Here is a 23,414-nt window from a genome sequence, read left to right as displayed (position 1 = left end):
TCTACTGGTTTTCCGGTATTTTTCAATCCTTTTTTCTCTTTTACAAAAATTAGCTTCAACTTACTTTAAGAATTGTTGTTTCATTCTTAACCTTAAATTCTTACTGACTACGCAAACATGCATTTAATCGACAATAGTGTTTTTTAATCGAACAAATCCTATCTAAAAAACAGTGCTAACAGCATTTAGCTTATTTTCAAATAAGGAAAAGCAAAAGCATTTTTTAAAGTAAAGATTAAGTACGATTTACAGCACTACTAAACCATTGCAAATTATTTTTTAAGATTACTTTTTATAATTGGGGAACATATGATAGCTATTACAGAAAGACCATTGGTTATAAAAATTATTTGTGCTCTTGGTTTTATTCAAATATTACTTGTTTTATTTTCAATATACACAATGCCAGACTATCTTATAAATAGCTGGTATCCCCCCTATAAATTAATCTCAGCAATAATAATATTATCTTGTATGTTAGCTTTTTGGCACATGATAAAATTGGCAATTTATTGTTATACTGCTTTTGCTATTTTAAACCAATTAATACTCCATCAATTTGGAAATGATTCAATTTATTTCATGATTATTCCTGCTATTATCTTACTTATAGGATGGATGCCTTTAAAAAAGGCACTTATTAGCAATTAACCTGATAATATAAATTTCTTTAAACACTAGTGTTCACAAAGCATAATACTATTATTATCAACATTAAAAACTTCAAGTTGCTACTTCTTCTTAGTTATATTGTTATTTTTAATAGGAAAACAACTATTAAAAATAACCATGACGATATCTGGAACCAAAATCTTTAATATCTTATTTCTCTCTATTGCCCTACTATTAACTTCATGTAAAGAAAAACAGGCAAAAAATCCTGAATTAGTTCATGAAAAAACAAATAATGAGTGGAAAGCTATTTTCAATGGTAAAGATTTAGCTGGGTGGACCATGAAAATAAATGGCTACCCGTTAGCTGAAAATTTTGGAAATACTTTTAGAGTAGTAGATGGTATCTTAAGTATTCGATATGATCAATATGGCCCTGAACTAAACGACCGATTTGGAGCATTATTTTATGATAAAAAACTTTCCAATTACCGATTGAAGGTGGAATATAGATTTGTTGGCGAAACTGCTTCTGGAGCTCCCGAATGGGGATATCGCGACAGCGGAATTCAAATACATACACAACCACCTAATACTGTAAAACTGGACCAACGTTTCCCTATATGCTTAGAATACAATCTTCATGGAGGCAACGGGAAAGATGACAGACCATTAGGTGCAATTTGCGGTATTGGTACTTTTGTAGAAATTGATGGCGTTAAAAAGACTTCCAATTGTACTGCTGCCAAAATAGCGCGTACGTTTCATGGTGACCAATGGGTGACCGCGGAAATCGACGTTAAAGATGGAAAAATGAAACATTTCGTCAATGGAGAAGAAATCATGAATTATTCTAATCCCACTTATAATGAAGAAAATGAATATGCTAAAGCTTTCATTATTGATGGTGACAATTCAGTAAATAGCGGGTACATTTCTTTTCAATCCAATAGCCATCCTATTGACTTCAGAAAAATAGAATTACTTGAGTATTAAAACTGATTTCCAAAATAAAATACACATCACAAACTACACAAAGACTATGAGTACAACTAAAATAGCAATCATAACAGGTGCAGGTTCCGGAATTGGCAGAGCCGTTTCGAAAGCACTCTATGATAATGGATGGACAGTAGTACTTACTGGAAGAAAAGAAAACAATTTAAACGAGACTGCTGCTTATTGCGGAATCGCGAGAACTTTTGTCGTTACCACTGATGTTACAAAAAAAGAAAGTGTTCAAAATCTTTTTAACCTAACAAAAGAAAAATTCGGTCGATTGGATTTACTTTTTAATAATGCAGGAATCAATATTGATTCGAATTCTCTTGAAGAAATACCAATAGAAGATTGGAATAAAATTTTAAACACCAATTTAACTGGATCATTTCTTTGTACCCAAGAAGCTTTTAAGTTGATGAAAAACCAAAACCCTAAAGGTGGACGAATCATAAATAACGGATCCATTTCAGCACATTTGCCTAGACCCAACTCAGCACCTTATACCGCAAGTAAACATGCAATAACTGGTTTGACTAAATCAACTTCTTTAGATGGGCGCAAATACAATATTGCTTGTGGTCAAATAGATATTGGCAATGCGGCAAGCGCATTGACTCAAACCATTGAAAAAGGAATAATTCAAGCTGATGGATCTAAGAAAATAGAACCAACAATTAGCATAGAAGACGTTGCACGAACTGTTGTTTATATGGCTAGCTTCCCCTTGAATGTGAATGTGCCATTTATAACTATAATGGCAAATCAAATGCCATACATGGGTAGGGGCTAAATATTAATTTCTACTTTTTTACCTGTTTTGGCTGCTTCAAAAATTGCATCAATTATTTTCATATCCTTTACACCCTCTTCGCCATCTACCGGTACAATTGGTTGTTTCCCATTAAATATGAGCTCTGCCATCCCGTCCATTTGCAAAGTTTGATGCGTAACATGTGGTTGTTCTAATTCACCCTTATTTGTGCGGCCTTTTATTGGTCCATAGCCCGTAGAAGGTTTCATCTCTAGCCAACCTTCTGAACCAGACATAAAGAAGCGATCTAAATTACCAATGTTATAAGAAGACAGACAGTTAGCAACTGCTCCACTAGCAAAACCCATCTGAAATTGAATGGTTTCATCTACACCCTCTTTAAATTTTACGGGGTCTGTCTTCGTTTCTTGAGCTGTTATCCAAACAGGATCTTCACCAAGAATGTATCTAGCGCCGTTAATTGAATAAATACCAATATCCATCATGGCACCACCGCCAGCTAGTTTTTTATTTAATCTCCATTGCGTAGGGTCACCTATAACAAAACCTGATTGTCCTTGAAAAAATTTAGGCTTACCAAATTCACCATTCATTCGCATTAGAATTAAAGCCATTGTTTTTGGCTCATAATGCATACGATATCCAATTAACAACTTAACGTTAGCTGCTTTACAAGCATCTACCATTTTCTGACCTTCCTCTGCATTAATTGCCATTGGTTTTTCGCAGATAACGTGTTTACCAGCCTTCGCCACTCGTATTGTTTGACCACAATGCAATCCGTTTGGTGTAATTATATAAACCGCATCAATGTCATCGTTATCTTTTATAGCATCAAAATTATCGTAGTTATAACAGTTCTTTTCCGGAATTGAATATTTCGATTGCCAGTCTTTAATTTTTGATGGCGTTCCACTTATAACACCTACCAATTTTGCCTTTTTGCAATCTACCATTGCTTTTGCAACTCTAGAACCATAACTACCTAAACCCATAATGGCGACCCTTAAAACAGGACCGTCATAAGGTTCTTCAGTAGCCGCTAAAAGACTAGACGAATTAAACAATAATGGAACTCCAATTGCAGAGACTGTTACCTTTTCAATAAAATTTCTTCTTGTACTCATGAGTTAAAAGATTTACTCTAAAAATAGTGTTTTAACTTTTAAGAAGCAATCATCTAAATTTAGGGTGTGCGTACGTTTTTATTATAAACAATTATCCCTAAGTACAAACAAAAAGCCTTTCTATTTCTAGAAAGGCTTTTAAGACTTTGAGATTCCCCTAAACCTCATACACAATACTCAACAGTAATTTTTTAATGATTAACTCATTTATTTGGAAAAAATATTTTAAAGATTGAACCTTCTCCCAATTTACTTTCAACCTCAATCTTACCTTTCATTAAGTCTACCTGATATTTTGTTAGATATAAGCCCATTCCTCTGGCCTCACCATTATTTCCTAAGGTTTTATAAAGTCCAAATAGTTTATTTTCATTTTTGCTTAGATCAATTCCCACACCATTATCCTCAATTGATAATATGGAATGTGTTTTATTCTTTTCTGCACTAATTACTACAACTGGAGTCTTTTCTGATTTTCGAAATTTAATAGCATTAGACAAACAGTTTAATATTATATTTTCTAAATAAGCTGACAAACCATTAACTTCAAAATCATCGCTAATTTCATTAATCACTTTTGCTTTTTCGTTTTTAATTAAACCAGTTAATCGTTGCTCCGCACGATAAATAAAATCGTTAACTACTAATGATTCTTTTTTAAGTTTCTTATTATTACTAATTGAAACAATCTCCCGTAAGCCTTTAATAGTTTCGGTGACGTTCTCATTTCCATCCTTTAGAATAGATAACAATTTTTTACGTTCAACTTCGCTATCTTCTTTCTCTAAAAAGTTTAATAATAATTTGTTATTTGTAGCATGCCCTTTTAAATTATGAGATATCATGTGGGTAAAATTCACCAACTTATCTATATTTTCATTCGCATCATTAACCTGCTTTACCAAATTTGCACTCCGCAAATTTGGAGCAGAAACATTAACAATTGAAGTAACTATCTTTTTGGTCTCATTAGGTCTTGAAATTAATTTGCCATTCAAATTAATACTGCGCTTTTCTCCATTTTTAGCTGTATAATTCAATCTTGTTAATTCAAACATATTGGTTACAGATAATTGTTTCAACATGTTACATTTGTCTGAAGAATTACTTAATAATTGAAAACTCTTATAAGACTTGCCTTTTAATTCATCTTTATTAAAACCAGTAACATTACAGAACTCATTGTTAACCTCAAGAAATTTTCCTGTAGCATAATCTGTAATCGCCATACCTATTGGGGATTCCTTAAAAAATTGTCGATATTCTAAGTTCGATTTAGCCACCTCATTCTCTTCACTTTTAATTACTGTGAACTTTGATGTAACATCTTGTACAGTACCTATAATACGGGCGCATTTTCCATCTTTAAATTTAGGACGACCTATAGTATTTACCCAAAGTGGTCGGCCATCCGAAGAAATCATTTCCAAATTCTCATCCCATGGAGCACCACTATTTATGGCCTCATGAATAGCAAGTTCCATTTTTTTCTTAGCTGAATCTTTTTTATAAAAATTGATTACATTATTTAAAGTTAGCTGCGCATTTTGTGGAATATCGAATATATCTACTACTATTGGTGATAAAATAACCTCCTCCTTTTCAACATTGTACTCCCAACTTCCTACTTTAGCTATACTCCCATTTTGTCTTAAAAGCTTATTGGTGTGATTTAGCTCTAATTGCAACTTCTTTGTCTCCGTTACATCTTTAATACTAACGACTACGCCTATATTATTTCCATAACCATCTTTCCATGGATTTAAATACCATATAAAACTACTTTCATTACTTGTTCCAATTTCTCCTTTATCTATAATCTGAATATCCTTTAAACCATCAAGGGCATATTCTAATTTTGTTTTCCAATTATCTGATAATCTAGGAAAAAGCTCAAAGATATTCTTACCTTTCACATCCTCATTTAAAAAAGAAAACTTTTCAAACCACTGTTTTGAAGCATCAATTAAACAGAAATTTGTATCAAGTAGAGCTATCGAAGAAGGTACTTGCTCTAACCAAGCTAAGTTTAAATTAGAAATGGGATTATTTTCAATCATTATGTAGGATTTATTAATTTTTATAGTAATTTTCCTACAATATATGATTATCAAGCCAAAATTGTACTCTTATGTTGGGAAAACAAGAATACTTGTTGTGAACTATTTTTATTTTGTTGTATGTATCTGATTTTTAATCGCTTATTTCAAAATATTTTTCAACAATAGCACTTATCTTTTCTTCTGACAATGGCTTTAGCCAAATACCATTTATTTGACTAATATTGGCCGCTTTTTCCTCATCTTTAGGACTTAATGAAGTTGTTAATAGTATAATAACGGTATTGCTTTTATCAGCTCTTTCTAATTCATTAAATTTATCTAGAAACTCCCAAGCACTCATTATCGGCATATTGATATCTATAAAAATCAATTCTGGAATTTTGTTTTCCGTTGAGTTTAAATATTCTAGAGTATCTATACCACTTTGAAAATCAACTACGTTCTTAGCACACTTTGCACCAGCAATGAACTTTTTATGAATAAAGTTTGTTGAATAATTATCATCTAATAACAAGATAGATTCAAGTTGTTTTGGCATGGAATTTTTCTATTATAAGTGAATCAGAAATTAATATTAAAATTGTTTAGCTATAAATCATTTCATCAGGGGAAGACTATACATATTTTGGACTACAAAATTACATTATATTTCTAATAAATGTAAGAATTTAATTATAAAAACCATTAATTGGTAAGAATAACACTTGTATAAGAAGTTGAAATATCATTCATCAAGAAGAATTTCGAGAATTTGAATTGCCGTTTCACTAATCTTTGTTCCTGGGCCAAAAATAGCTACTGCACCAGCATCGAATAAAAACTGGTAATCTTGCTTAGGAACCACTCCGCCTACAATTACCATAATATCGTCTCGCTTATATTTTTTAAGCTCCGCTATTACCCGAGGTACTAATGTTTTATGGCCAGCAGCTAATGATGAAACACCAAGAATATGAATATCATTTTCAACAGCTTGTTTAGCAGCTTCTTCTGGAGTTTGAAAAAGTGGACCAATATCTACATCAAATCCTAAATCTGCATAACCTGTTGCGACCACTTTTGCCCCGCGATCATGGCCATCTTGTCCCATTTTTGCAATCATTATTCTAGGTCGTCGACCGTCTTGCGCTGCGAAACGATCTGCCATTTCTTGCGCCTTTTTAAAACTACTATCGTCTTTTATTTCTTTTGAATACACCCCAGAAAATGAATTAATTACCGCTTTATGCCGACCAAAAACTGTCTCCAGTGCCATACTTATCTCCCCTAAGGTCGCTCTAGCTCTAGCAGCATTTACCGCTAAAGCTAACAAATTGTTTGCTTCTTTTTGTGACGAAACTACAGTTTTCTGCCCCTCATCCATTTTAAATTTAGCAGCCGAAGTTAGCTTTTCAAGAGCAGTTTGCACCACTGTTTCATTACGATTCTCTCGTGTTTTGGCTAATCGCTCTAATTGTTGTCTTCGCACTTCTTTATTATCAACTTCTAAAATCTGCAGTTCATCTTCTTCGTCAAGTTTATATTTATTAACCCCAACTATTATATCTTGACCACTATCTATTCGAGCTTGTTTCTTAGCAGCAGCTTCTTCAATTCGCATTTTTGGTATACCGGCCTCAATTGCCTTCGTCATTCCCCCTAAATCTTCAACCTCTTGTATTAAGTCCCATGCTTTTTCAACGAGTTGATTCGTTAAATATTCAACATAATAACTCCCTGCCCATGGGTCTACAGTTTTTGTTATTTGTGTTTCTTCTTGCAAATATAACTGCGTTTCTCTAGCAATTCGTGCCGAAAAATCTGTTGGTAAAGCAATAGCCTCATCTAAAGCATTGGTATGTAAACTCTGAGTTCCACCAAAAACAGCAGCTGCTGCTTCTATAGTTGTCCTGGCAACATTATTAAAAGGATCTTGCTCCGTTAAACTCCAACCACTTGTTTGGCAATGTGTTCTTAAGGCTAAAGATTTTTGATTCTTTGGGTTAAACTGCTTTACTATTTTAGCCCAGAGCATTCGGGCTGCTCTTAGTTTAGCAATTTCCATAAAATGATTCATTCCAATTCCCCAGAAAAATGATAAACGAGGCGCAAAATCATCAATATCTAATCCGGTTTTTAGTCCCGTTTTAACATACTCCAATCCATCAGCTAAAGTGTAAGCCAACTCAATATCTGCAGTAGCTCCAGCCTCATGCATATGGTATCCGGAAATACTTATGCTATTAAATTTCGGCATAAACTTACTGGTATATTCAAAAATATCGGCCACCAATTGCATAGAGGGTTTTGGCGGATAGATATACGTATTTCGCACCATAAACTCTTTAAGAATATCATTCTGAATGGTACCTTTTAGTTCATTTAAAGACACGCCTTGCTCTTCTGCAGCTACAATATAGAAAGCCATTATTGGCAAAACAGCACCATTCATGGTCATAGAAACAGACATTTCATTCAAAGGAATTTCATTGAAGAGCACCTTCATATCTTCAACAGAATCAATTGCCACTCCTGCTTTTCCGACATCACCAATTACGCGCTCATGATCACTATCATACCCACGATGTGTAGGTAAATCGAAAGCAACCGAAAGTCCTTTTTGACCACCTTTTAAATTTCTTCTGTAAAACGCATTACTTTCTTCTGCTGTAGAAAAACCCGCATATTGTCGTATCGTCCAAGGTCTTCTAACGTACATTGTAGAATAAGGTCCACGTAAATATGGAGGAATTCCAGCAACAAAATTTAAATGTTTGATAGCTGAAAGATCATTATTTGAATATTGTCCCTTTACACTAATACTCTCAGCTGTTTCAAAAACATTTTTACTACTATCTACTATAGTTTCAACTGCTTTTGATTTTATTGTTGATTTTTTAAGGACGATATGTTGCAACTTCTTTCTACTCATCGTCTAATCTTTTTTTCTCTAGTGCTTTCGCCAAACGACTCTCAACTATAGGTTGAATCTGCGTTTTACCAAAATCTTTAACTATAAAAGGATTAACATCAATTGCGTCCTTCATTTTATCTTTTGCAAATTGATATTTATTGACACCTATTAAAACTGCTTCATTATTATCAAAAACCTTCTGTTCTTTCAATGCGCTTTTTTCAATCTCAGTTTGTATAACACCTGATTTCAATTGAGTTAAAAAGCCCCCTGATTCTTCAATATTCTTAAATAACACTACTGCCTTTTCAGCAATTTCTTGAGTTAAAGATTCAATATAATAAGCACCCTCAGCAGCATTATCAACCTTATCGAAATAACTTTCATTTTTCAATATCAATAATTGATTTAATGCTATTCTATCTCCAAAATCATTGGGTTCGTGATACAGAACATCATATGGTAGATTGCATACTAAATCGGCTCCGCCTAAAACAGCCGACATACATTCGGTACTAGTGCGCAACATATTTACATTATAGTCATATAATGTTTTGTTTCGTTTTGATGGGATTGCCATTACGAAGCATTCTTCAGACAACTCGTATTCAGAAGCTAGGGTAGCCCATAACAATCGAAGTGCGCGAATTTTAGCTATCTCAAAAAAGTAGTTTGACCCAATGGATACTTTAAACAACACTTTTAAAGCATTACTATTATTTTGATTTAAATATTCATTGGCATGTGCCATAGCATAGGCCAACTGCTGAACTATTGTTGCGCCTGCATTTTGATATAAACTAGTATCTACCGTTATGGTATTTTTTTGGGAGTCTTCTAATAAACTTTTTAAAAACTTAAAATCAGCATTTTCATTTAAAAACCAATTCCCTGTTTTGGCAAGATTTCCAAGACTATCGAAATGAAATTGCACATTATTGGTATTCTGAATAAAATGCAATATCGATTGCCTATTTTTAGCAGTTACCTTTTGAAAATGAATGTGAATCTTAGTCGACTTTAAATCGATAGCGTTCAATAGAACTTTAAAATCAATATTTTCTGAAACTATATCGAACCAAATACTTTCCGCGCCATTTTTTATCGCATCTAGTGCTCTTAAATTAGCCTTGTTTGTAGTATCAACTTCAATAAATTGACCTACTTTCCAGCCATTTTTACTTTTTTGAATACTGTTAGCAACACTATTCTCTTTATGATAATAAGGTTGAACAGAAATACCTTCTTGAGAATGCCAAACAAGAGTTTTCTCATAATCTAACCCTTTCAGGTCGGACACAATTTTTTGTTTCCATTCTTCCGCGGAAATCTCTGAAAAATCATCAAACAAGGACAAATTCGACATCTTCGTTATTTTTATAAAAAACTATTTATAAAGGTATATTTCCATGTTTTTTCTTAGGCAAAGTGCTTACTTTATTTTCTAATAAAGTATACGCTTTAATCAATTTTCTACGCGTATTTTTTGGCAGAATTACCTCATCTATAAAGCCACGTTCAGCGGCACTATAAGGGTTTGCAAATTTATCAGCATATTCGGCTTCCTTTTCTGCAAGCTTAGCATCAGGATTATCTGCAGAACTAATTTCCTTTCGGAAGATTATCTCACTAGCTCCTTTTGCACCCATTACTGCAATCTCTGCACCCGGCCATGCATAATTTAAATCGGCACCTATATGTTTAGAATTCATAACGTCGTAAGCACCACCATAAGCTTTTCTAGTAATTACTGTCACTTTAGGCACAGTAGCTTCACTTAACGCATAAAGTAATTTAGCTCCGTTGGTAATTATGCCATTCCACTCTTGGTCAGTACCTGGCAAAAATCCTGGCACATCTACCAATACCAAAAGAGGAATATTAAAACAATCGCAAAATCTTGTAAATCGAGCTGCCTTTTTAGAACTATTAACATCTAAAACCCCCGCTAAACTCATAGGCTGATTAGCAACAACACCAATACTTTTACCACCGAGCCTTGCAAAACCTACAACAATATTATCGGCATAATCTTTATGAATTTCAAAGAAAGTATTTTCATCAATAATACCATTAATTACATGCCGCATATCATATGGTTGATTAGCATTTTCGGGTACTATATTTTCTAATTCTTCTCGAATCTCATTACCTAATTCATATGGAATATCTACAGGAATATCCTCGCAATTTTGAGGCATGTAGCTAACCATTTGCTTAATCTGATTAATACACGCAATATCATTTGCAGCGGTCATATGGGTTACCCCCGATTTTGTTGCATGCGTTTTAGCGCCACCTAATTCTTCAGAGGTTACTTCTTCATTAGTTACAGTTTTCACCACATTTGGTCCTGTTACAAACATGTAACTAGAATTTTCAACCATTAGCGTAAAATCTGTCATCGCAGGAGAATAAACTGCACCGCCAGCACAGGGCCCCATAATAGCAGAAATTTGAGGAATTACCCCCGATGCCATTACATTTCTATGAAAAATATCTGCATATCCGCCTAGCGAGCGAACACCTTCTTGAATTCGTGCTCCACCACTATCATTTAGTCCAATTACTGGAACGCCAATCTTCATTGCTAAATCCATAATCTTGCAAATCTTTTCTGCATGTGTTTCCGATAAGGCCCCACCGAAAACCGTAAAATCTTGGGCGTAAACACAAATTTTTCTACCATCAATAGTACCATAACCAGTTACTACACCATCGCCATAAAAAATTTGTTTTTCCATACCGAAATCTTTAGTACGGTGGGTTACTAATGCGCCCATTTCTTCAAAAGAATCTTCATCAACCAAAAAATGAATACGTTCTCTAGCAGTCAATTTTCTTTTAGCATGTTGCTTATCGATTCTTTCTTTTCCTCCTCCTATATGAGATTTTGCTATTTTATCTTTAAGTACCTGTTGTTTATCGCTCATTATAAAAATTCACACTTATTTGAATAACTATACCCTGTTTTTATGCCAATTAGAATCTTCAGAAACAGGTAATTTTAGATTTTTTTTATTTTCTAAATATAGCTTAAGACCAACCATTGCCGCAACTTTTTGCTCATCAGCTCTTTGTTCCTGCACTTTTTCCTTAGAATAATAATGCTTCACGAAGTGCGTATCAAAATTGCCTGATTTAAATGCATCGTGTTCACATACAAACTTTCCGAACGACAATGTAGTAGAAACCCCTTCTACTTTATACGCATCTATCGCATCAATCATTAACTGAATGGCTTCTTCTCTATTTTTGCCATAACTAATCAATTTAGAAAGCATAGGGTCGTAATAAATAGGAACTTCCATACCTTCTTCAAATCCATCATCTACACGAATTCCTTTCCCTTTTGGTTTTTTATAAGTCGATAAAACTCCAATACTTGGCATAAAATTTTCTAGTGGGTCTTCGGCATATACCCTTACTTCTAATGCATGACCAGAAATCTCTAAATCTTCTTGGGAAAATTCTATTTTTTCACCTCTGGCAACTTTAATTTGTTGTTCTACTAAATCGATACCAGTAATCATTTCTGTTACCGGATGTTCAACTTGTAGTCGAGTATTCATTTCAAGAAAATAAAAATTCTTGTTTTCATCAAGTAAAAACTCAACCGTCCCAACACCTAAATAATCACAAGCTTTAGCCACCTTAATAGCTGCATCGCCCATCGCTTTTCTAATTTCTGGTGTCAGCACAGCAGAAGGCGCCTCTTCTACTACTTTTTGATGTCTTCTTTGTACACTACATTCTCTTTCAAAAAGATACACAATGTTGCCATGCGAATCTGCTAGAATTTGGATTTCTATATGCCTTGGCGAACCAACATACTTCTCTATAAAGACTGACCCATCACCGAAAGCAGACTCAGCTTCACTAATAGCACGATTCATTTGTTCTGGCAATTCGGCTAGCGATTCTACCACCCGCATTCCTTTACCACCACCACCTGCAGCTGCTTTTATTAAAATCGGAAAGCCAATTTTTTGAGCAATACTATTCGCCAATGTCACATCGGTTACAGCTTCATCAATGCCAGGCACCATTGGTATATTATATGATTTAACTGCTTCCTTTGCTGCTAATTTATTACCCATCACCTCAATTGCATGTGCTTTGGGTCCGATAAAAATCATATCATTTTCAGCAACTTTTTTGGCAAATTCAGCATTCTCACTTAAAAATCCATAACCAGGATGAATACCATCTGCTGCTGTTTTCTTAGCTGCCTCAATTACTTTTTCTATAACTAAATATGATTCATTAGAAGCGGAATTACCTAAAAAGACAGCCTCATCTGCAAACTTCACATGCGGAGAATTGCGGTCAGCTTCTGAATATACTGCTACACTTTTTATACCCATTTTTCGAATAGTCTTCATAACTCGAAGCGCTATTTCACCCCTATTGGCAACTAATATTTTCTTCATTAAAAATTTATTTTGGAATAAAGTTCTCTAATCAGTTATTCCATCTCAATTATCATCTGACCTTTTTCTACAGCATCATCCCTTTTTACTTTCACAGACTTCACAATTCCTTCACCCTCAGAAAGTAGTACATTTTCCATTTTCATGGCCGAAAGTATAGCAAGTGGTGTTCCCTTCTCAACTGTTTGTCCTTCTGACACTAAAATATCAATCATTAAACCCGGCATAGGAGCGGTTATCTCATTAACCTTCTGTACGACTGCAGTTAACAAACCCATTTCCTTCACCATTTGATCCAGTGAATCAGCAATATCAATTTCATACTTATTGCCATTAAGGAATAATGTTAACTTTTTTTTCGAAAAATTAGCATGCTCTACACTTATTGAATACGATTGATTTCCGCTAATTACATGGAAAGCATTGGTGCCATTTTCAATTAAATCTAGATTTTCTATTTCGTCTGGAGATAATTTTATTTTGACATTATTTACTGAAACAGCATAAGCCATAGGCGATTTTGAATTGTGAGAATTAGTACAGACTAAAGGTATCAAAAATCTTAGTTTTCTTTGATATCAATAATTTTAGTCCTAAAATATATGAAGAGTAACGTCAAAAATCTTTCTTTTTAGATATAGCTACAAGTCTCCAAACAGGTAAAACCGTCCATAATACTAGCATCAACAATGAAACAATCAGTCCTTGATTAGTTCCAAAAAATTGCTTGAAAACAGCCCCTGTGTAACCTAACAAAGCAGATATATCTAACTTTAAAAGAATTAAGGTTCGAGATAAATCAATAGGATTAAACATTGTAGCTACCAAAGAAAAAGTATCTAAGGGGTATTCTTTAAAAATAATTAAAGACATTAAAAAGAGGCCATCATAAATTACAGCCATAAAAAGCCAAAGTAAAACCGCATAACCAAAACCCTTAATTTTATTTTCATTGGAAAGTGCAATATTAAAAGACAAGGCAGTAAAAATTAATGTTAAGAATGCCCCATTTACCAATAGCAAAGAAAAATCAAAAATAGCATCACTTTTAAAGATTCCATAGGCAACAAACGGAATACCTAAACCTAACACTAAGCTTAATGCCAATGAACCCGCTACACCCAAATATTGACCTAAAAAAATAGAAGAACGTTTAATAGGTTGTGCCAATAAAAGCTCTGTAAATTCTTTTGAGTTATAGAAATACATGACTCCAAAAATTGTTCCTATTAATGGCACCAAAACAATTATGATATTCATTAATGTAATCACTGCTTTCGACACATCATTGTTCAAAAACAGCAATACAAAACCTAAAATTAGGTAGAATAGAAAATATACGTAACTCCATCGACTACGAATAAGGTCGTAAAAACTATATTTTAATATTTTAAACATTGGTGGTGGTTGCTATGGCCGCAATGGCATGTTCTAAATCAGATTGGTGTGTCTTGGTTTTTAATTCTTCAATACTGCCCTTAAAGTATATTTTGCCTTCTAATAAGTAAACAATCTCGTCTGCTATCTCTGCTACAAACTGCATTATATGAGACGTAATTAAAATAGTTTTTCCTTTTGCTTTTTCTTGCTTTATCAAAGCTTTTAAATGAATTAATGAAGCAGGATCCAATCCTGTTGTTGGTTCATCTAGAACAAGCAATGGACTTTCGAACATAAAAGCTAAAACAATATTTACTTTTTGCTTGGTACCACCCGAAAGTGTCGACAGTTTTTTATCTAAAAATGATTCCAATCCAAAGCGTGAAATTAAAACCTCCTCATCACTGGGCATTTGACGTAAGTCTTTAATCATACGAATGAGTTCCTTCACTTTTAAGTTACCAGGAAAATTAGCAATCTGTGGAAGGTAATTGATTTCTTTACGGTATTTCCAGTTTTTCTTAATTGTAGTACCGCCTACATAAATAGTGCCTGAATTTGGCACAACCATACCTAAAACACTCTTAATTAGTGTTGTTTTACCTGAACCATTTGGACCTAACACTGCGAAAATACCACCTTTATCTATTTTTAGATTAAGGCCGGATAGCACTTCATTTTTGCCAAATTTTTTATATAAATTTTCTACTTGTATCATAATGCTTTCTTCATTAAAGGGTTAGCATCTAACAAATTGTCCGGGGTGAATACGGGAGATACTTTCTCTGAAAAATCTATAATATCCATGAATAAACTTCTTAATAACACAATTGTTTCTGGAGTTTTATTTACGATATAAGAGAATAATTTTACAGGGCGGTATGGTACATCTCCAATTCCATTTTTATCTAAATCATACCCTGTATACTCACTCCAATAGTTTTGATCAAAGACATTATCGTTAAGTTTACTATTATAGGAGATGTCAAAAGAATTATGTAAAAAATTATTTCTGCTAAAAGTATTGGCATAACAGGCTCCAAGAACTTTTATAGCCCATCCGTTTTTAATGAAATTATTTTTCTCATAAACAATTCTATTAGACCCTTCTATATTTACACCAATAGTATTTTCTTCAAAAGTGTTACCTGTAATTTCCGCATCATTAATTTCTTTTAAAAGCATGCCAAAAGCAGCTGTACCCCAATTCTTTCTGAACGTATTATTAACCATTTTTATCCGTTTAGAAAACATAACTGCAACTCCAGCACCATTATTTTCAAATAGATTATTGGTATAAATATCATCATTAGAAAACATGAAATGGAGGCCGTAGCGTAAATTATCAGTACTAGTATTATCTTTTATGGTGATATTATCAGAGAATTCTAAATAAATACCATCACGTACATGTTGTACAATATTTTTTTCAACAACTATATTTTTTGAATACCAAAGTTGAATACCGTTACCTGAGTTATACTCATCTATTGCATCACCGATTATTTTGTTATGATAGACTTTTCCATTGTTCGATTTTTCTAAATAAATTCCAAAAAACAACTTTTCTAAAACTATATTTTGAATAACAAAATTTTCACTTTTTACAACACGAATAGCCGCATAATCTGATGTGTAACTTGTGCCTACATTAATGATAAAAAGTCCGTCTATGGTAACATTATCAGAAACGATGCGAATAATTTCTCCTTTCTCTTCTCCATCTATAATTGGATAGTTCTCACCTATTATCGTTAATGGTTTATCAATAAGAATATTGTATTCTTTATAAGTTCCTTTTTTAACTAATAGTGTATCGAATTCAGCTGCTACCTTTACACCTTTAGAAATGGTTTTAACCTCACAATTTGCACATATTGTAATAGTATTTCCCCATAGCAAATTGCTAAAAAAGAGTAATACCAAAACATAGAACATTTGCGAGAATCTCATTATCTAACTATCAAAAATTTTGAATCAGTGGTTGCTTTTACCCAATGCTCTGTTCGTTTTGGAAAACTAAAACTTTGTTGTTTTGTTAAGTGATATGGCTCTCCATCAATATGAAAAACTATATCTCCTTCTAAAACAATCAACACTGCATCTGTTGGTGAACTGTGTTCTGGAAATACTGCATCTTTCTCCAAACTAATAGTCAAAATATCGTATTTAGAGGTTTCCACTAGAATTTCTACATGTAACTTCTCAAATTTTTGATCCGCTATTTTATTACTTACTTCATACATTTTAGATTGTTTTAGGCGTTCTTATTCTTCCTGTAATCCCTTTAATTTTAATTCGAAAAACAATGGGCATTTTGCGCTCTTGTAACCGACTCGAAAAATCACCAATAAACTTCGGTTTTTCTATTTCTAGACGTTCAATTGTATCTTGTACGCCCTGTGAAAAATTTCTTAGATATTTTTTAGCGCTACTCCCTTCTATCTCCTCAAAATCTCCATGAACCAAAACAGAATTCCATTCTTGAATTGAGGTAATATTTTCTACATGTAGCGATACTCGATCATGTTTTCGCATGGCATCAATTTTATGACCATTAGCCGTATAACTTAGTATACTATTTTCAGCCGCATCATATAAATAAGTTACAGTGGTTACAAAAGGTTCTCTACCAGAAATATACGCAAGATGTCCTAGATAATTATTGCTCAAAAAAAACTTACACTCTTCTATTTCTAAATCTTTAGTCATAACATTTTAAATACTTTCCGTTAGCACCTCAAATTCTAGTGCAATAAACTATTGGTTTTGACATCAAAAAATTAATTCGATTTACTTAAATTTTGATTGCAATTTTTCCCAATTAAATAACTCTCCACCATTTTCTGTTTGCGCTTTTTTTGCAACCTCTAAGTTGCCGAATGCTGTTAGATATTCGCCCATAGGACTTGGGATATTTTTACTTATTAAATAGGTGGCAGTGGTAGCATCTATTGTTTCTCCAGGCATATTATAATCGTTAACTAAAAACTGAGCAACTGTTGCTTTATCTATCTCTTTTAAATGATTAAGCATACACTCAGAAGCATCAAACGAATATGTTCTACCTTTTTTTGTCATAAACTGTGCTGCATGCTGTTTGTCCACAATAGTCATACTACAATAATGACATCCATCAGACCCATATGCAATTGTTTTAGGACTAGAAGTACATCCTAATAGTATAAAACAAACTAAAGTTCCAATGATTGAATAATTTTTCATTCTAGATTTATTTTAGATTATTCTTGAATCGGTCTAAAATTGCGATTTTTCCAACCTATGAAGAATGCCAAAACAGTTAGCATCATTCCAACAAACATGAGCCATGCTCCCATTGATGGCAATGAAGTAACTTGAAAATTTAGCATATCAGCTTTACCAAGAAGTGGTGGACTATAAGTCATGGGCGTTCCATCAGCGTTACTGAGTTTCATAATTGCATGTGGATCAAGATTGGTGCCGTAATCTACCATCCATGCATTAAAGTCGTACATGCCCAAAACACCAAGAATGCTCATTAAAACAAACCATCCTAAAAACCATTTATAGCTCACTTTTTTGAAGTAACCTAATAGGCCAATTAAAACTCCTAACGCAACCATACTACCGATAACAAGCGGAAAGGCACTAAACTCCCACATGTCCTCAGGTTTTGGTAAGGTACGCATACCAATATAGTGATTTAACCCATCAATATTTTTCAAATCGAACTCGTTAACATCGCGTATACCGTCTATATGAATGTTCATTCCTAATGGATCAGGATATTGCGGTGCTCCCAACATAATATTCCATAAAGGAAAAGAAAATAACCCCAATAAAAACAATGGGCCAATCATCATGATAATACTTGCCTTTTTCATTTTCTTATACTTTTATTGATTTTCAAATTTTAATTTGATTGGTTGCTTATTCAAAAATATTGATTAAAAAAAGCGGGCGGTTTTTTCAGACGCCACCCGCTTTTCTCCAACGAAATAATTGTTTTAAAATCTTATTATTCGCCTAATGTGAAGGTTAATGGCACATCTGAATTTGCTGGTGATACCCGAACATAACCCTGCATCTCTTGGTGCAGCGCTGAACAGAAATCTGTACAATAGAATGGCCACACTCCAGGTTGTTTTGGCTCCCAAATAGATGTTTTGGTCTGCCCTGGCATAATCAATAATTCTGAAGAATTCTGACCTATCATGGCAAAACCATGTGGCACATCAAAATCTTGTTCGTGATTAGTAATATGGAAGTATACCTTATCGCCGACTTTAACACCTTCAATATTATCTGGAGTAAAGTGACTACGAATCATAGACATATAAACATGTACCTCGTTACCTTCTCGAACAACTTTTGTACCATCTGGAGATGTCACTGCATATGGGTGTTTGTTTTCATCTAAGCGATAGATTTTTTTAGATTTAGGCGCTAGGATTGATGCCGGAATACCTGCAGCATAATGTGGCTCGCCATGTGTTGGAAAATCATAAATGAGTTCCATTTTTTCTCCTGAGATATCATACAACTGCGCAGAGTGTTCTAATTCTGGTCCGGTTGGCAAATAACGATCTTTCGTAATCTTGTTCATTGCAACTACATACTTACCAAAAGGCTTTCTAGAATTTCCTCCAGGTATCATTAAGTGACCAACAGAATAGAAAGTTGGTTTACGGTCTATTACCTCCCAAGTACCCAACTTCCACTTTACAACCTCAGAAGAAATAAAGAATGTTGTATACGCATTTCCTTTTCCATCAAATTCGGTATGTAATGGTCCTAAACCTCCACTTTTAACGGTACCAGCTAAAACATCTTCGAATTTTAAAATAGGAATACCATAAGCTTCACCGTCAAACTTTTCACCTTCAATGGCAGCAATCATTTTATCAAAAGAATGCACCGTTAAATCTGCAGATAATTTACCATTACCGATTATATATTGTCCAGTTGGATCTACATCACAACCATGAGGAGATTTTGGTGTTGGCAAGAAATAAACTGCCCCGGGAACTTTTAATGGATCTACAGTAAGCACTTCTTTTTTCATAGTAGATGTCGCTGTATGGGTAGATTCATCATAAACATTATGTGCATAATTAGCAGGCATCATTGTACCGCCTCCATTATTTACATATTCTTCTATTTTTTTCCAATTTACCGCAGCAATAAAATCTTTATCATTCTGCGAAGCGTTTACTTCTAAAAGCGAATTAGCCTCTTCAGTATTATAGGTAGTAAAAAAGAACCATCCGTGCGACTTATCGCGACCAGGATGTGAAAGGTCATAATTAAAACCAGGCATCATTAACTGGAATTTAATATCCATATGACCATGCTCTGGATCTACACTTATAAAAGAAAGTGCTCCTTTAAAATTACTTTTATACTCATTTATAGGCATATCGCGCTGTGGTACAGGCACCGAAAATCGGGTCCCTGCAACTACATACTCTGTATTCTCAGTTATAAAAGAAGAACTATGATTACCTGCACTGTTTGGTATCTCGATTATCTCTTCGGTTTCAAAAGTACTCAAGCTAATACGTGCAATTCTAGGCGTATTATTCCCATTAATAAAAATCCAACGTCCATCTAATTCTCCTTTCGATTGAGAAATATCTGGGTGGTGAGAATCATCCCATGGAACGAAACCAAAAGAAGTTTCTAACATCGGTTTGGTTTCTTCTGAATAGCCATAACCAGATGTTGGGAATTGAGAAAAAACAGGGATCTCCTTAAACATACGCCCAGAAGGCAAGCCATAAACTGTTAGGTTACCACTATATCCGCCAGACATAAAAGCGTAAAACTCATCTTGTTCGCCAGGCGCTACATAAACTTTTTCTGCATTACTAGAGCTTAAGGCTCCACTCGAGGAGCCATTACCGTTCTGGTTTCCACAACCTGAGAACAACAATACAGACCCAAAAAGGGCGATTAATTGATATTGATACTTTTTCATTCTTAATGTTTTAATTGATTATTTTATATTATTCTGACGGCGGTAAAATCACCTTGTCTACTACATGTACAATACCGTTACCGGCTGGAATACTTGCCAATATTTTAGCGCCTCCAACATATACATCTTCACCTTTAACTTCTACTATTGCATTCTGATCATTAGCCTGTCCTAACTTCTTAAATTTTTTCAAAAAATCTTTCGAGTAGTTACCTGCTGTCACATGGTGTTTTAGAATATTTGCCAACGCAGCTTTATTCTCTGGTTTTAATAAACCTTCTACGGTACCTGCTGGTAAAGCATCAAAAGCTTCATTTGTAGGAGCGAACACCATTAAAGGTCCTGCATTTACTAAAGCATTTTCAAGACTAGCAGCTTGCACGGCTGCAACCAGAGTGGTATGATCTGGCGATCCTATAGCTATTTGCAAAACATTAGGTGTTGATCCATCATCTTCTATAAAAGCTTGACCCTTCTTTTGCGCACCAGCTGTCTCGCTTGTTGCAGCGGGTGCATTTGTCGTTTCGTTTGTCTTAGTTTCATTCTTACAGCTATAAATCAATAATAGCATTAACAACGAACCAAATACTAATTTTAAATTGGTTGATTTCATATTAAGTTATTTATAAGGTTCTAAAATATTCTAGAATTGATCTAGTCTGTTCTACAGTTAAATTTTGGTTCGACATGGCAGCACCATTAAACTCAACTAACAAATCTTTTGCACAACGATCTTGCTCTGTCATCAATTTTGGATCAAGAATCATATTCATAATCCATTCAGGACTTCTTCTTTCCATGATTCCTTGAGGTGATGGGCCAATGAATCGTTTATCAATTTTGTGACAAGCTGTACAATTAGTTTTGTATAGTGCCTCACCTGCTGCTGCCATTTCTGTATTTATTTCGGCATCAAGTGTAATTTCTTTAATTTGCCCTACGCCCTTCTCGTCTAAAGTAACTCGCTGTGAGGCAGGTACTTGATTAGCTTCTGGCTCTGCTTCGGTCGATTTTTCTGTGGTTTTTGCTCGATCTACACTAAATCCATCTTTTTTCTTTTCTTCTTTACCGCCACAACTCATTAAAATTAGCGTAAGAATCAATAATGCACTTTTTATTACTGTTTTCATTGTATGGTTATTTACTAATTAATGCGACAAATTTACAGGTCAAATTCTGTACTAAATATGACAAAAGTCATAATTAAAGATAAAAATGTCTTCTTATCTTTAAATACAGTTTCTGAAACATTTGTATTTTTACAAAAATTGCTTTTTTTATGATTTCCACTTCTTCTAAATATGCCCTAACTGGCTTACTTTATCTCGCAGCAAATTCTTCTGAAAAACAAAAGGTACTAGCGAAAGAATTAAGTAAAAATACAGGTATACCACAGGCATATCTTTCTAAATTGATGCAAGAATTAGTACGTCATAATTTAATTTCTTCGGCACGAGGACCTAATGGTGGTTTTTACTCAACAAATGAAAATTGTGAAGCGCATCTTATAGAGGTTGTTAATGTAATTGATGGTGAATCACGTATGAATACTTGTATGTTAGGCTTACATGAATGCGATGCATCCCATCCTTGTCCGCTTCATAATTTAATGGATAGTGCAAAAAGCGAATTATTTAGAAAACTTGAAAAAACTAAGATTCAGGATTTGGTGGATGACATAAAGAAAGGTGATACTTTCTTATCCATTTAACAACTTTAAAACCGGCATGATATTTATCATTTAAAAAAGGTTTTGTTGCTCTTAGCTTTGATATAAAATAATATATGCTAAGCAGATATTTAGGTATTTTAACAATCTTGTTGTTACTAACAGAAAATCTTGGTACCAAAGCCAGATTTGGCTAATCGCTATTCTTTTATACTAATGGCGAGTTACTTTAAGGATTTTAAATGAACATTTACTGATAATTGAATAGATTGATTATGGATTTTATTGACTATTATAAAACATTAGGTCTCACAAAGACAGCCTCACAGAAAGATATAAAATCGGCCTATCGTAAAATGGCGCGTAAACACCACCCCGATTTAAATCCAAACAATACGGAAGCTGAAAAAAAATTCAAACAAATTAACGAAGCTAATGAAGTATTGAGCGACCCAGAAAAAAGGAAAAAATATGACCAATACGGCAAAGATTGGCAGCACGCGGAAGAATTTGAAAAAGCAAAAGCGCAACAGCAATCGAGACGTAGTTCTAACCAGCAATCTTATGCTGGTGGACAAGGAGGTGACTATTCAGACTTTTTTGAATCGATGTTCGGTGGATCTGGTTTTGGACAACAGGGTAGAGAGGTGAAATTTAGAGGTCAAGATTTTAACGCAGAACTTCGTTTAAATCTTACCGATGTTACGGCCCCACATAAACAAACCTTAACCGTAAATGGTAAAAATATTCGTATTACAATCCCTGCAGGCATTGAAGATGGCCAAACAATTAAGATAAAAGGACACGGTGGAAAAGGGTCGCAAGGCGCACCTAAGGGAGATTTATATATTACATTTTCAATACAGAATAACACCGCTTTTAAAAGAGAGGGCGCCAACTTATACAAAACAGTAAATATTCCGCTTACAAAAGCAGTTTTGGGTGGAGAAATTACTGTTGAAACGCTTACGGGAAAAGTAAAACTAAAGGTAAAGCCAGAAACCCAAAATGGAACGCAAGTAAAATTAAAAGGCAAAGGTTTTCCCGCATATAAAAAGGAAGGTCAGTTTGGAGATTTGTTTATCACCTATAGCATAAAAATTCCAACAAATTTAACAGATAATCAAAAAGAACTTTTTAAACAATTGGAGAAAACCAATTTAAATTAAAAGACATGGAAACAAGAGAATTTATACGAATTACTGAGTTTTGTAATAATTACGGAATAGAAGAATCTTTCGTTCTAGTCTTACAGGACTATGAGATTGTTTCAATAGAACTTATAGATAGTGAGCCATATATTCATGAACAAGATTTACCTCTTTTAGAAAAAATGTTACGTCTACATCAAGAACTAGAAATAAACCCAGAAGGATTACAAGCAATTCATCATTTACTAAATAGAATTAATGGACTTCAGGAAGAAGTTTATAGTCTTAAAAGAAAGTTGAATCGATTTGAACTTTAGTAAGGCTTTTATGAGTTTAACTAGCAATTAAAT

Annotated in this window: 24 protein-coding genes; 6 read left to right on the top strand and 18 right to left on the bottom strand. The window is 33.9% G+C overall.

Annotated features, from left to right (window positions below):
• Window positions 1-309 precede the first annotated feature (309 nt).
• From UH7x_RS09610 to UH7x_RS09600, 3 genes are all read left to right on the top strand, one after another.
• Window positions 310-651 carry a hypothetical protein gene (locus UH7x_RS09610; protein ID WP_482363511.1) on the top strand — a complete coding sequence of 114 codons (342 nt, stop codon included), beginning with the start codon at window positions 310-312 and terminating at the stop codon, window positions 649-651.
• A 138-nt stretch (window positions 652-789) separates the two neighbouring features.
• Window positions 790-1,608 (top strand): 3-keto-disaccharide hydrolase, encoded by an 819-nt coding sequence (locus tag UH7x_RS09605; protein ID WP_482363510.1) that lies wholly within the window; start codon window positions 790-792, stop codon window positions 1,606-1,608.
• A 46-nt stretch (window positions 1,609-1,654) separates the two neighbouring features.
• The gene (locus UH7x_RS09600; protein WP_482363509.1) at window positions 1,655-2,404 is read left to right on the top strand and encodes an SDR family oxidoreductase; all 750 of its coding nucleotides are present in this window, start codon (window positions 1,655-1,657) and stop codon (window positions 2,402-2,404) included.
• On the opposite strand, the gene UH7x_RS09595 is transcribed toward UH7x_RS09600, so the two are convergent.
• The 18 genes from UH7x_RS09595 to UH7x_RS09510 all read right to left on the bottom strand — a co-directional run bounded on the left by UH7x_RS09595 (window position 2,401) and on the right by UH7x_RS09510 (window position 21,374).
• A complete protein-coding gene (locus UH7x_RS09595) occupies window positions 2,401-3,513 on the bottom strand; it encodes a Gfo/Idh/MocA family protein (RefSeq protein ID WP_482363508.1) in 1,113 nt (370 codons plus the stop codon). The genes UH7x_RS09600 and UH7x_RS09595 overlap by 4 nt on opposite strands.
• 203 nt (window positions 3,514-3,716) lie before the next feature.
• Window positions 3,717-5,573, bottom strand: coding sequence for a PAS domain-containing sensor histidine kinase (locus UH7x_RS09590; RefSeq protein WP_482363507.1), 1,857 nt, complete (start codon window positions 5,571-5,573; stop codon window positions 3,717-3,719).
• A gap of 133 nt (window positions 5,574-5,706) precedes the next feature.
• Window positions 5,707-6,114, bottom strand: a complete 408-nt coding sequence (locus UH7x_RS09585; RefSeq protein ID WP_482363506.1) for a response regulator — start codon at window positions 6,112-6,114, stop codon at window positions 5,707-5,709.
• Between the two features lie 186 nt (window positions 6,115-6,300).
• On the bottom strand, window positions 6,301-8,487 hold the full coding sequence (gene scpA, locus UH7x_RS09580) for a methylmalonyl-CoA mutase (RefSeq protein WP_482363505.1): 2,187 nt from the start codon (window positions 8,485-8,487) through the stop codon (window positions 6,301-6,303).
• Window positions 8,480-9,835, bottom strand: coding sequence for a methylmalonyl-CoA mutase subunit beta (locus UH7x_RS09575; RefSeq protein ID WP_482363504.1), 1,356 nt, complete (start codon window positions 9,833-9,835; stop codon window positions 8,480-8,482). The genes scpA and UH7x_RS09575 overlap by 8 nt, the downstream gene beginning before the upstream one ends.
• A gap of 25 nt (window positions 9,836-9,860) precedes the next feature.
• Window positions 9,861-11,402, bottom strand: coding sequence for an acyl-CoA carboxylase subunit beta (locus tag UH7x_RS09570; protein ID WP_482363503.1), 1,542 nt, complete (start codon window positions 11,400-11,402; stop codon window positions 9,861-9,863).
• Window positions 11,403-11,429: 27 nt separating this feature from the next.
• Window positions 11,430-12,902, bottom strand: coding sequence for an acetyl-CoA carboxylase biotin carboxylase subunit (locus UH7x_RS09565; RefSeq protein ID WP_482363502.1), 1,473 nt, complete (start codon window positions 12,900-12,902; stop codon window positions 11,430-11,432).
• A gap of 35 nt (window positions 12,903-12,937) precedes the next feature.
• Window positions 12,938-13,459 (bottom strand): acyl-CoA carboxylase biotin carboxyl carrier protein subunit, encoded by a 522-nt coding sequence (locus UH7x_RS09560; protein ID WP_482363501.1) that lies wholly within the window; start codon window positions 13,457-13,459, stop codon window positions 12,938-12,940.
• A 58-nt stretch (window positions 13,460-13,517) separates the two neighbouring features.
• The gene (locus tag UH7x_RS09555) at window positions 13,518-14,300 is read right to left on the bottom strand and encodes an ABC transporter permease (protein ID WP_482363500.1); all 783 of its coding nucleotides are present in this window, start codon (window positions 14,298-14,300) and stop codon (window positions 13,518-13,520) included.
• Window positions 14,293-15,000: an ABC transporter ATP-binding protein gene (locus tag UH7x_RS09550; RefSeq protein ID WP_482363499.1), complete on the bottom strand. Its 708-nt coding sequence runs from the start codon at window positions 14,998-15,000 to the stop codon at window positions 14,293-14,295. The genes UH7x_RS09555 and UH7x_RS09550 overlap by 8 nt, the downstream gene beginning before the upstream one ends.
• Window positions 14,997-16,235, bottom strand: coding sequence for a nitrous oxide reductase family maturation protein NosD (locus UH7x_RS09545; RefSeq protein ID WP_482363498.1), 1,239 nt, complete (start codon window positions 16,233-16,235; stop codon window positions 14,997-14,999). The genes UH7x_RS09550 and UH7x_RS09545 overlap by 4 nt, the downstream gene beginning before the upstream one ends.
• Window positions 16,235-16,528, bottom strand: a complete 294-nt coding sequence (locus UH7x_RS09540) for a cupin domain-containing protein (RefSeq protein WP_482363497.1) — start codon at window positions 16,526-16,528, stop codon at window positions 16,235-16,237. The genes UH7x_RS09545 and UH7x_RS09540 overlap by 1 nt, the downstream gene beginning before the upstream one ends.
• A gap of 1 nt (window position 16,529) precedes the next feature.
• Window positions 16,530-16,994: a pyridoxamine 5'-phosphate oxidase family protein gene (locus tag UH7x_RS09535; RefSeq protein WP_482363496.1), complete on the bottom strand. Its 465-nt coding sequence runs from the start codon at window positions 16,992-16,994 to the stop codon at window positions 16,530-16,532.
• Between the two features lie 81 nt (window positions 16,995-17,075).
• On the bottom strand, window positions 17,076-17,507 hold the full coding sequence (locus UH7x_RS09530; protein ID WP_482363495.1) for a nitrous oxide reductase accessory protein NosL: 432 nt from the start codon (window positions 17,505-17,507) through the stop codon (window positions 17,076-17,078).
• Window positions 17,508-17,524: 17 nt separating this feature from the next.
• Window positions 17,525-18,148 carry a hypothetical protein gene (locus UH7x_RS09525; protein WP_482363494.1) on the bottom strand — a complete coding sequence of 208 codons (624 nt, stop codon included), beginning with the start codon at window positions 18,146-18,148 and terminating at the stop codon, window positions 17,525-17,527.
• A 134-nt stretch (window positions 18,149-18,282) separates the two neighbouring features.
• Entirely contained in the window at window positions 18,283-20,244 is a 1,962-nt protein-coding gene (nosZ, locus tag UH7x_RS09520; RefSeq protein WP_482363493.1) for a Sec-dependent nitrous-oxide reductase, read from the bottom strand.
• A gap of 28 nt (window positions 20,245-20,272) precedes the next feature.
• Entirely contained in the window at window positions 20,273-20,857 is a 585-nt protein-coding gene (locus UH7x_RS09515) for a fasciclin domain-containing protein (protein WP_482363492.1), read from the bottom strand.
• A gap of 10 nt (window positions 20,858-20,867) precedes the next feature.
• Window positions 20,868-21,374 carry a c-type cytochrome gene (locus tag UH7x_RS09510; protein ID WP_482363491.1) on the bottom strand — a complete coding sequence of 169 codons (507 nt, stop codon included), beginning with the start codon at window positions 21,372-21,374 and terminating at the stop codon, window positions 20,868-20,870.
• Between the two features lie 149 nt (window positions 21,375-21,523).
• On the opposite strand from UH7x_RS09510, the gene UH7x_RS09505 reads away from it, so the two are divergent.
• From UH7x_RS09505 to UH7x_RS09495, 3 genes are all read left to right on the top strand, one after another.
• Window positions 21,524-21,955, top strand: a complete 432-nt coding sequence (locus UH7x_RS09505; RefSeq protein ID WP_482363490.1) for an RrF2 family transcriptional regulator — start codon at window positions 21,524-21,526, stop codon at window positions 21,953-21,955.
• 233 nt (window positions 21,956-22,188) lie between these two features.
• Window positions 22,189-23,082, top strand: a complete 894-nt coding sequence (locus tag UH7x_RS09500; protein WP_482363489.1) for a DnaJ C-terminal domain-containing protein — start codon at window positions 22,189-22,191, stop codon at window positions 23,080-23,082.
• Between the two features lie 5 nt (window positions 23,083-23,087).
• On the top strand, window positions 23,088-23,381 hold the full coding sequence (locus UH7x_RS09495; protein WP_482363488.1) for a chaperone modulator CbpM: 294 nt from the start codon (window positions 23,088-23,090) through the stop codon (window positions 23,379-23,381).
• Window positions 23,382-23,414: the final 33 nt, after the last annotated feature.

It is taken from the genome of Aurantibacter sp. UH7 (genome assembly GCF_056839165.1).
The sequence above is the reverse complement of the archived record's forward strand: the minus strand, read 5'-3'. Positions and strand labels throughout refer to the sequence as shown.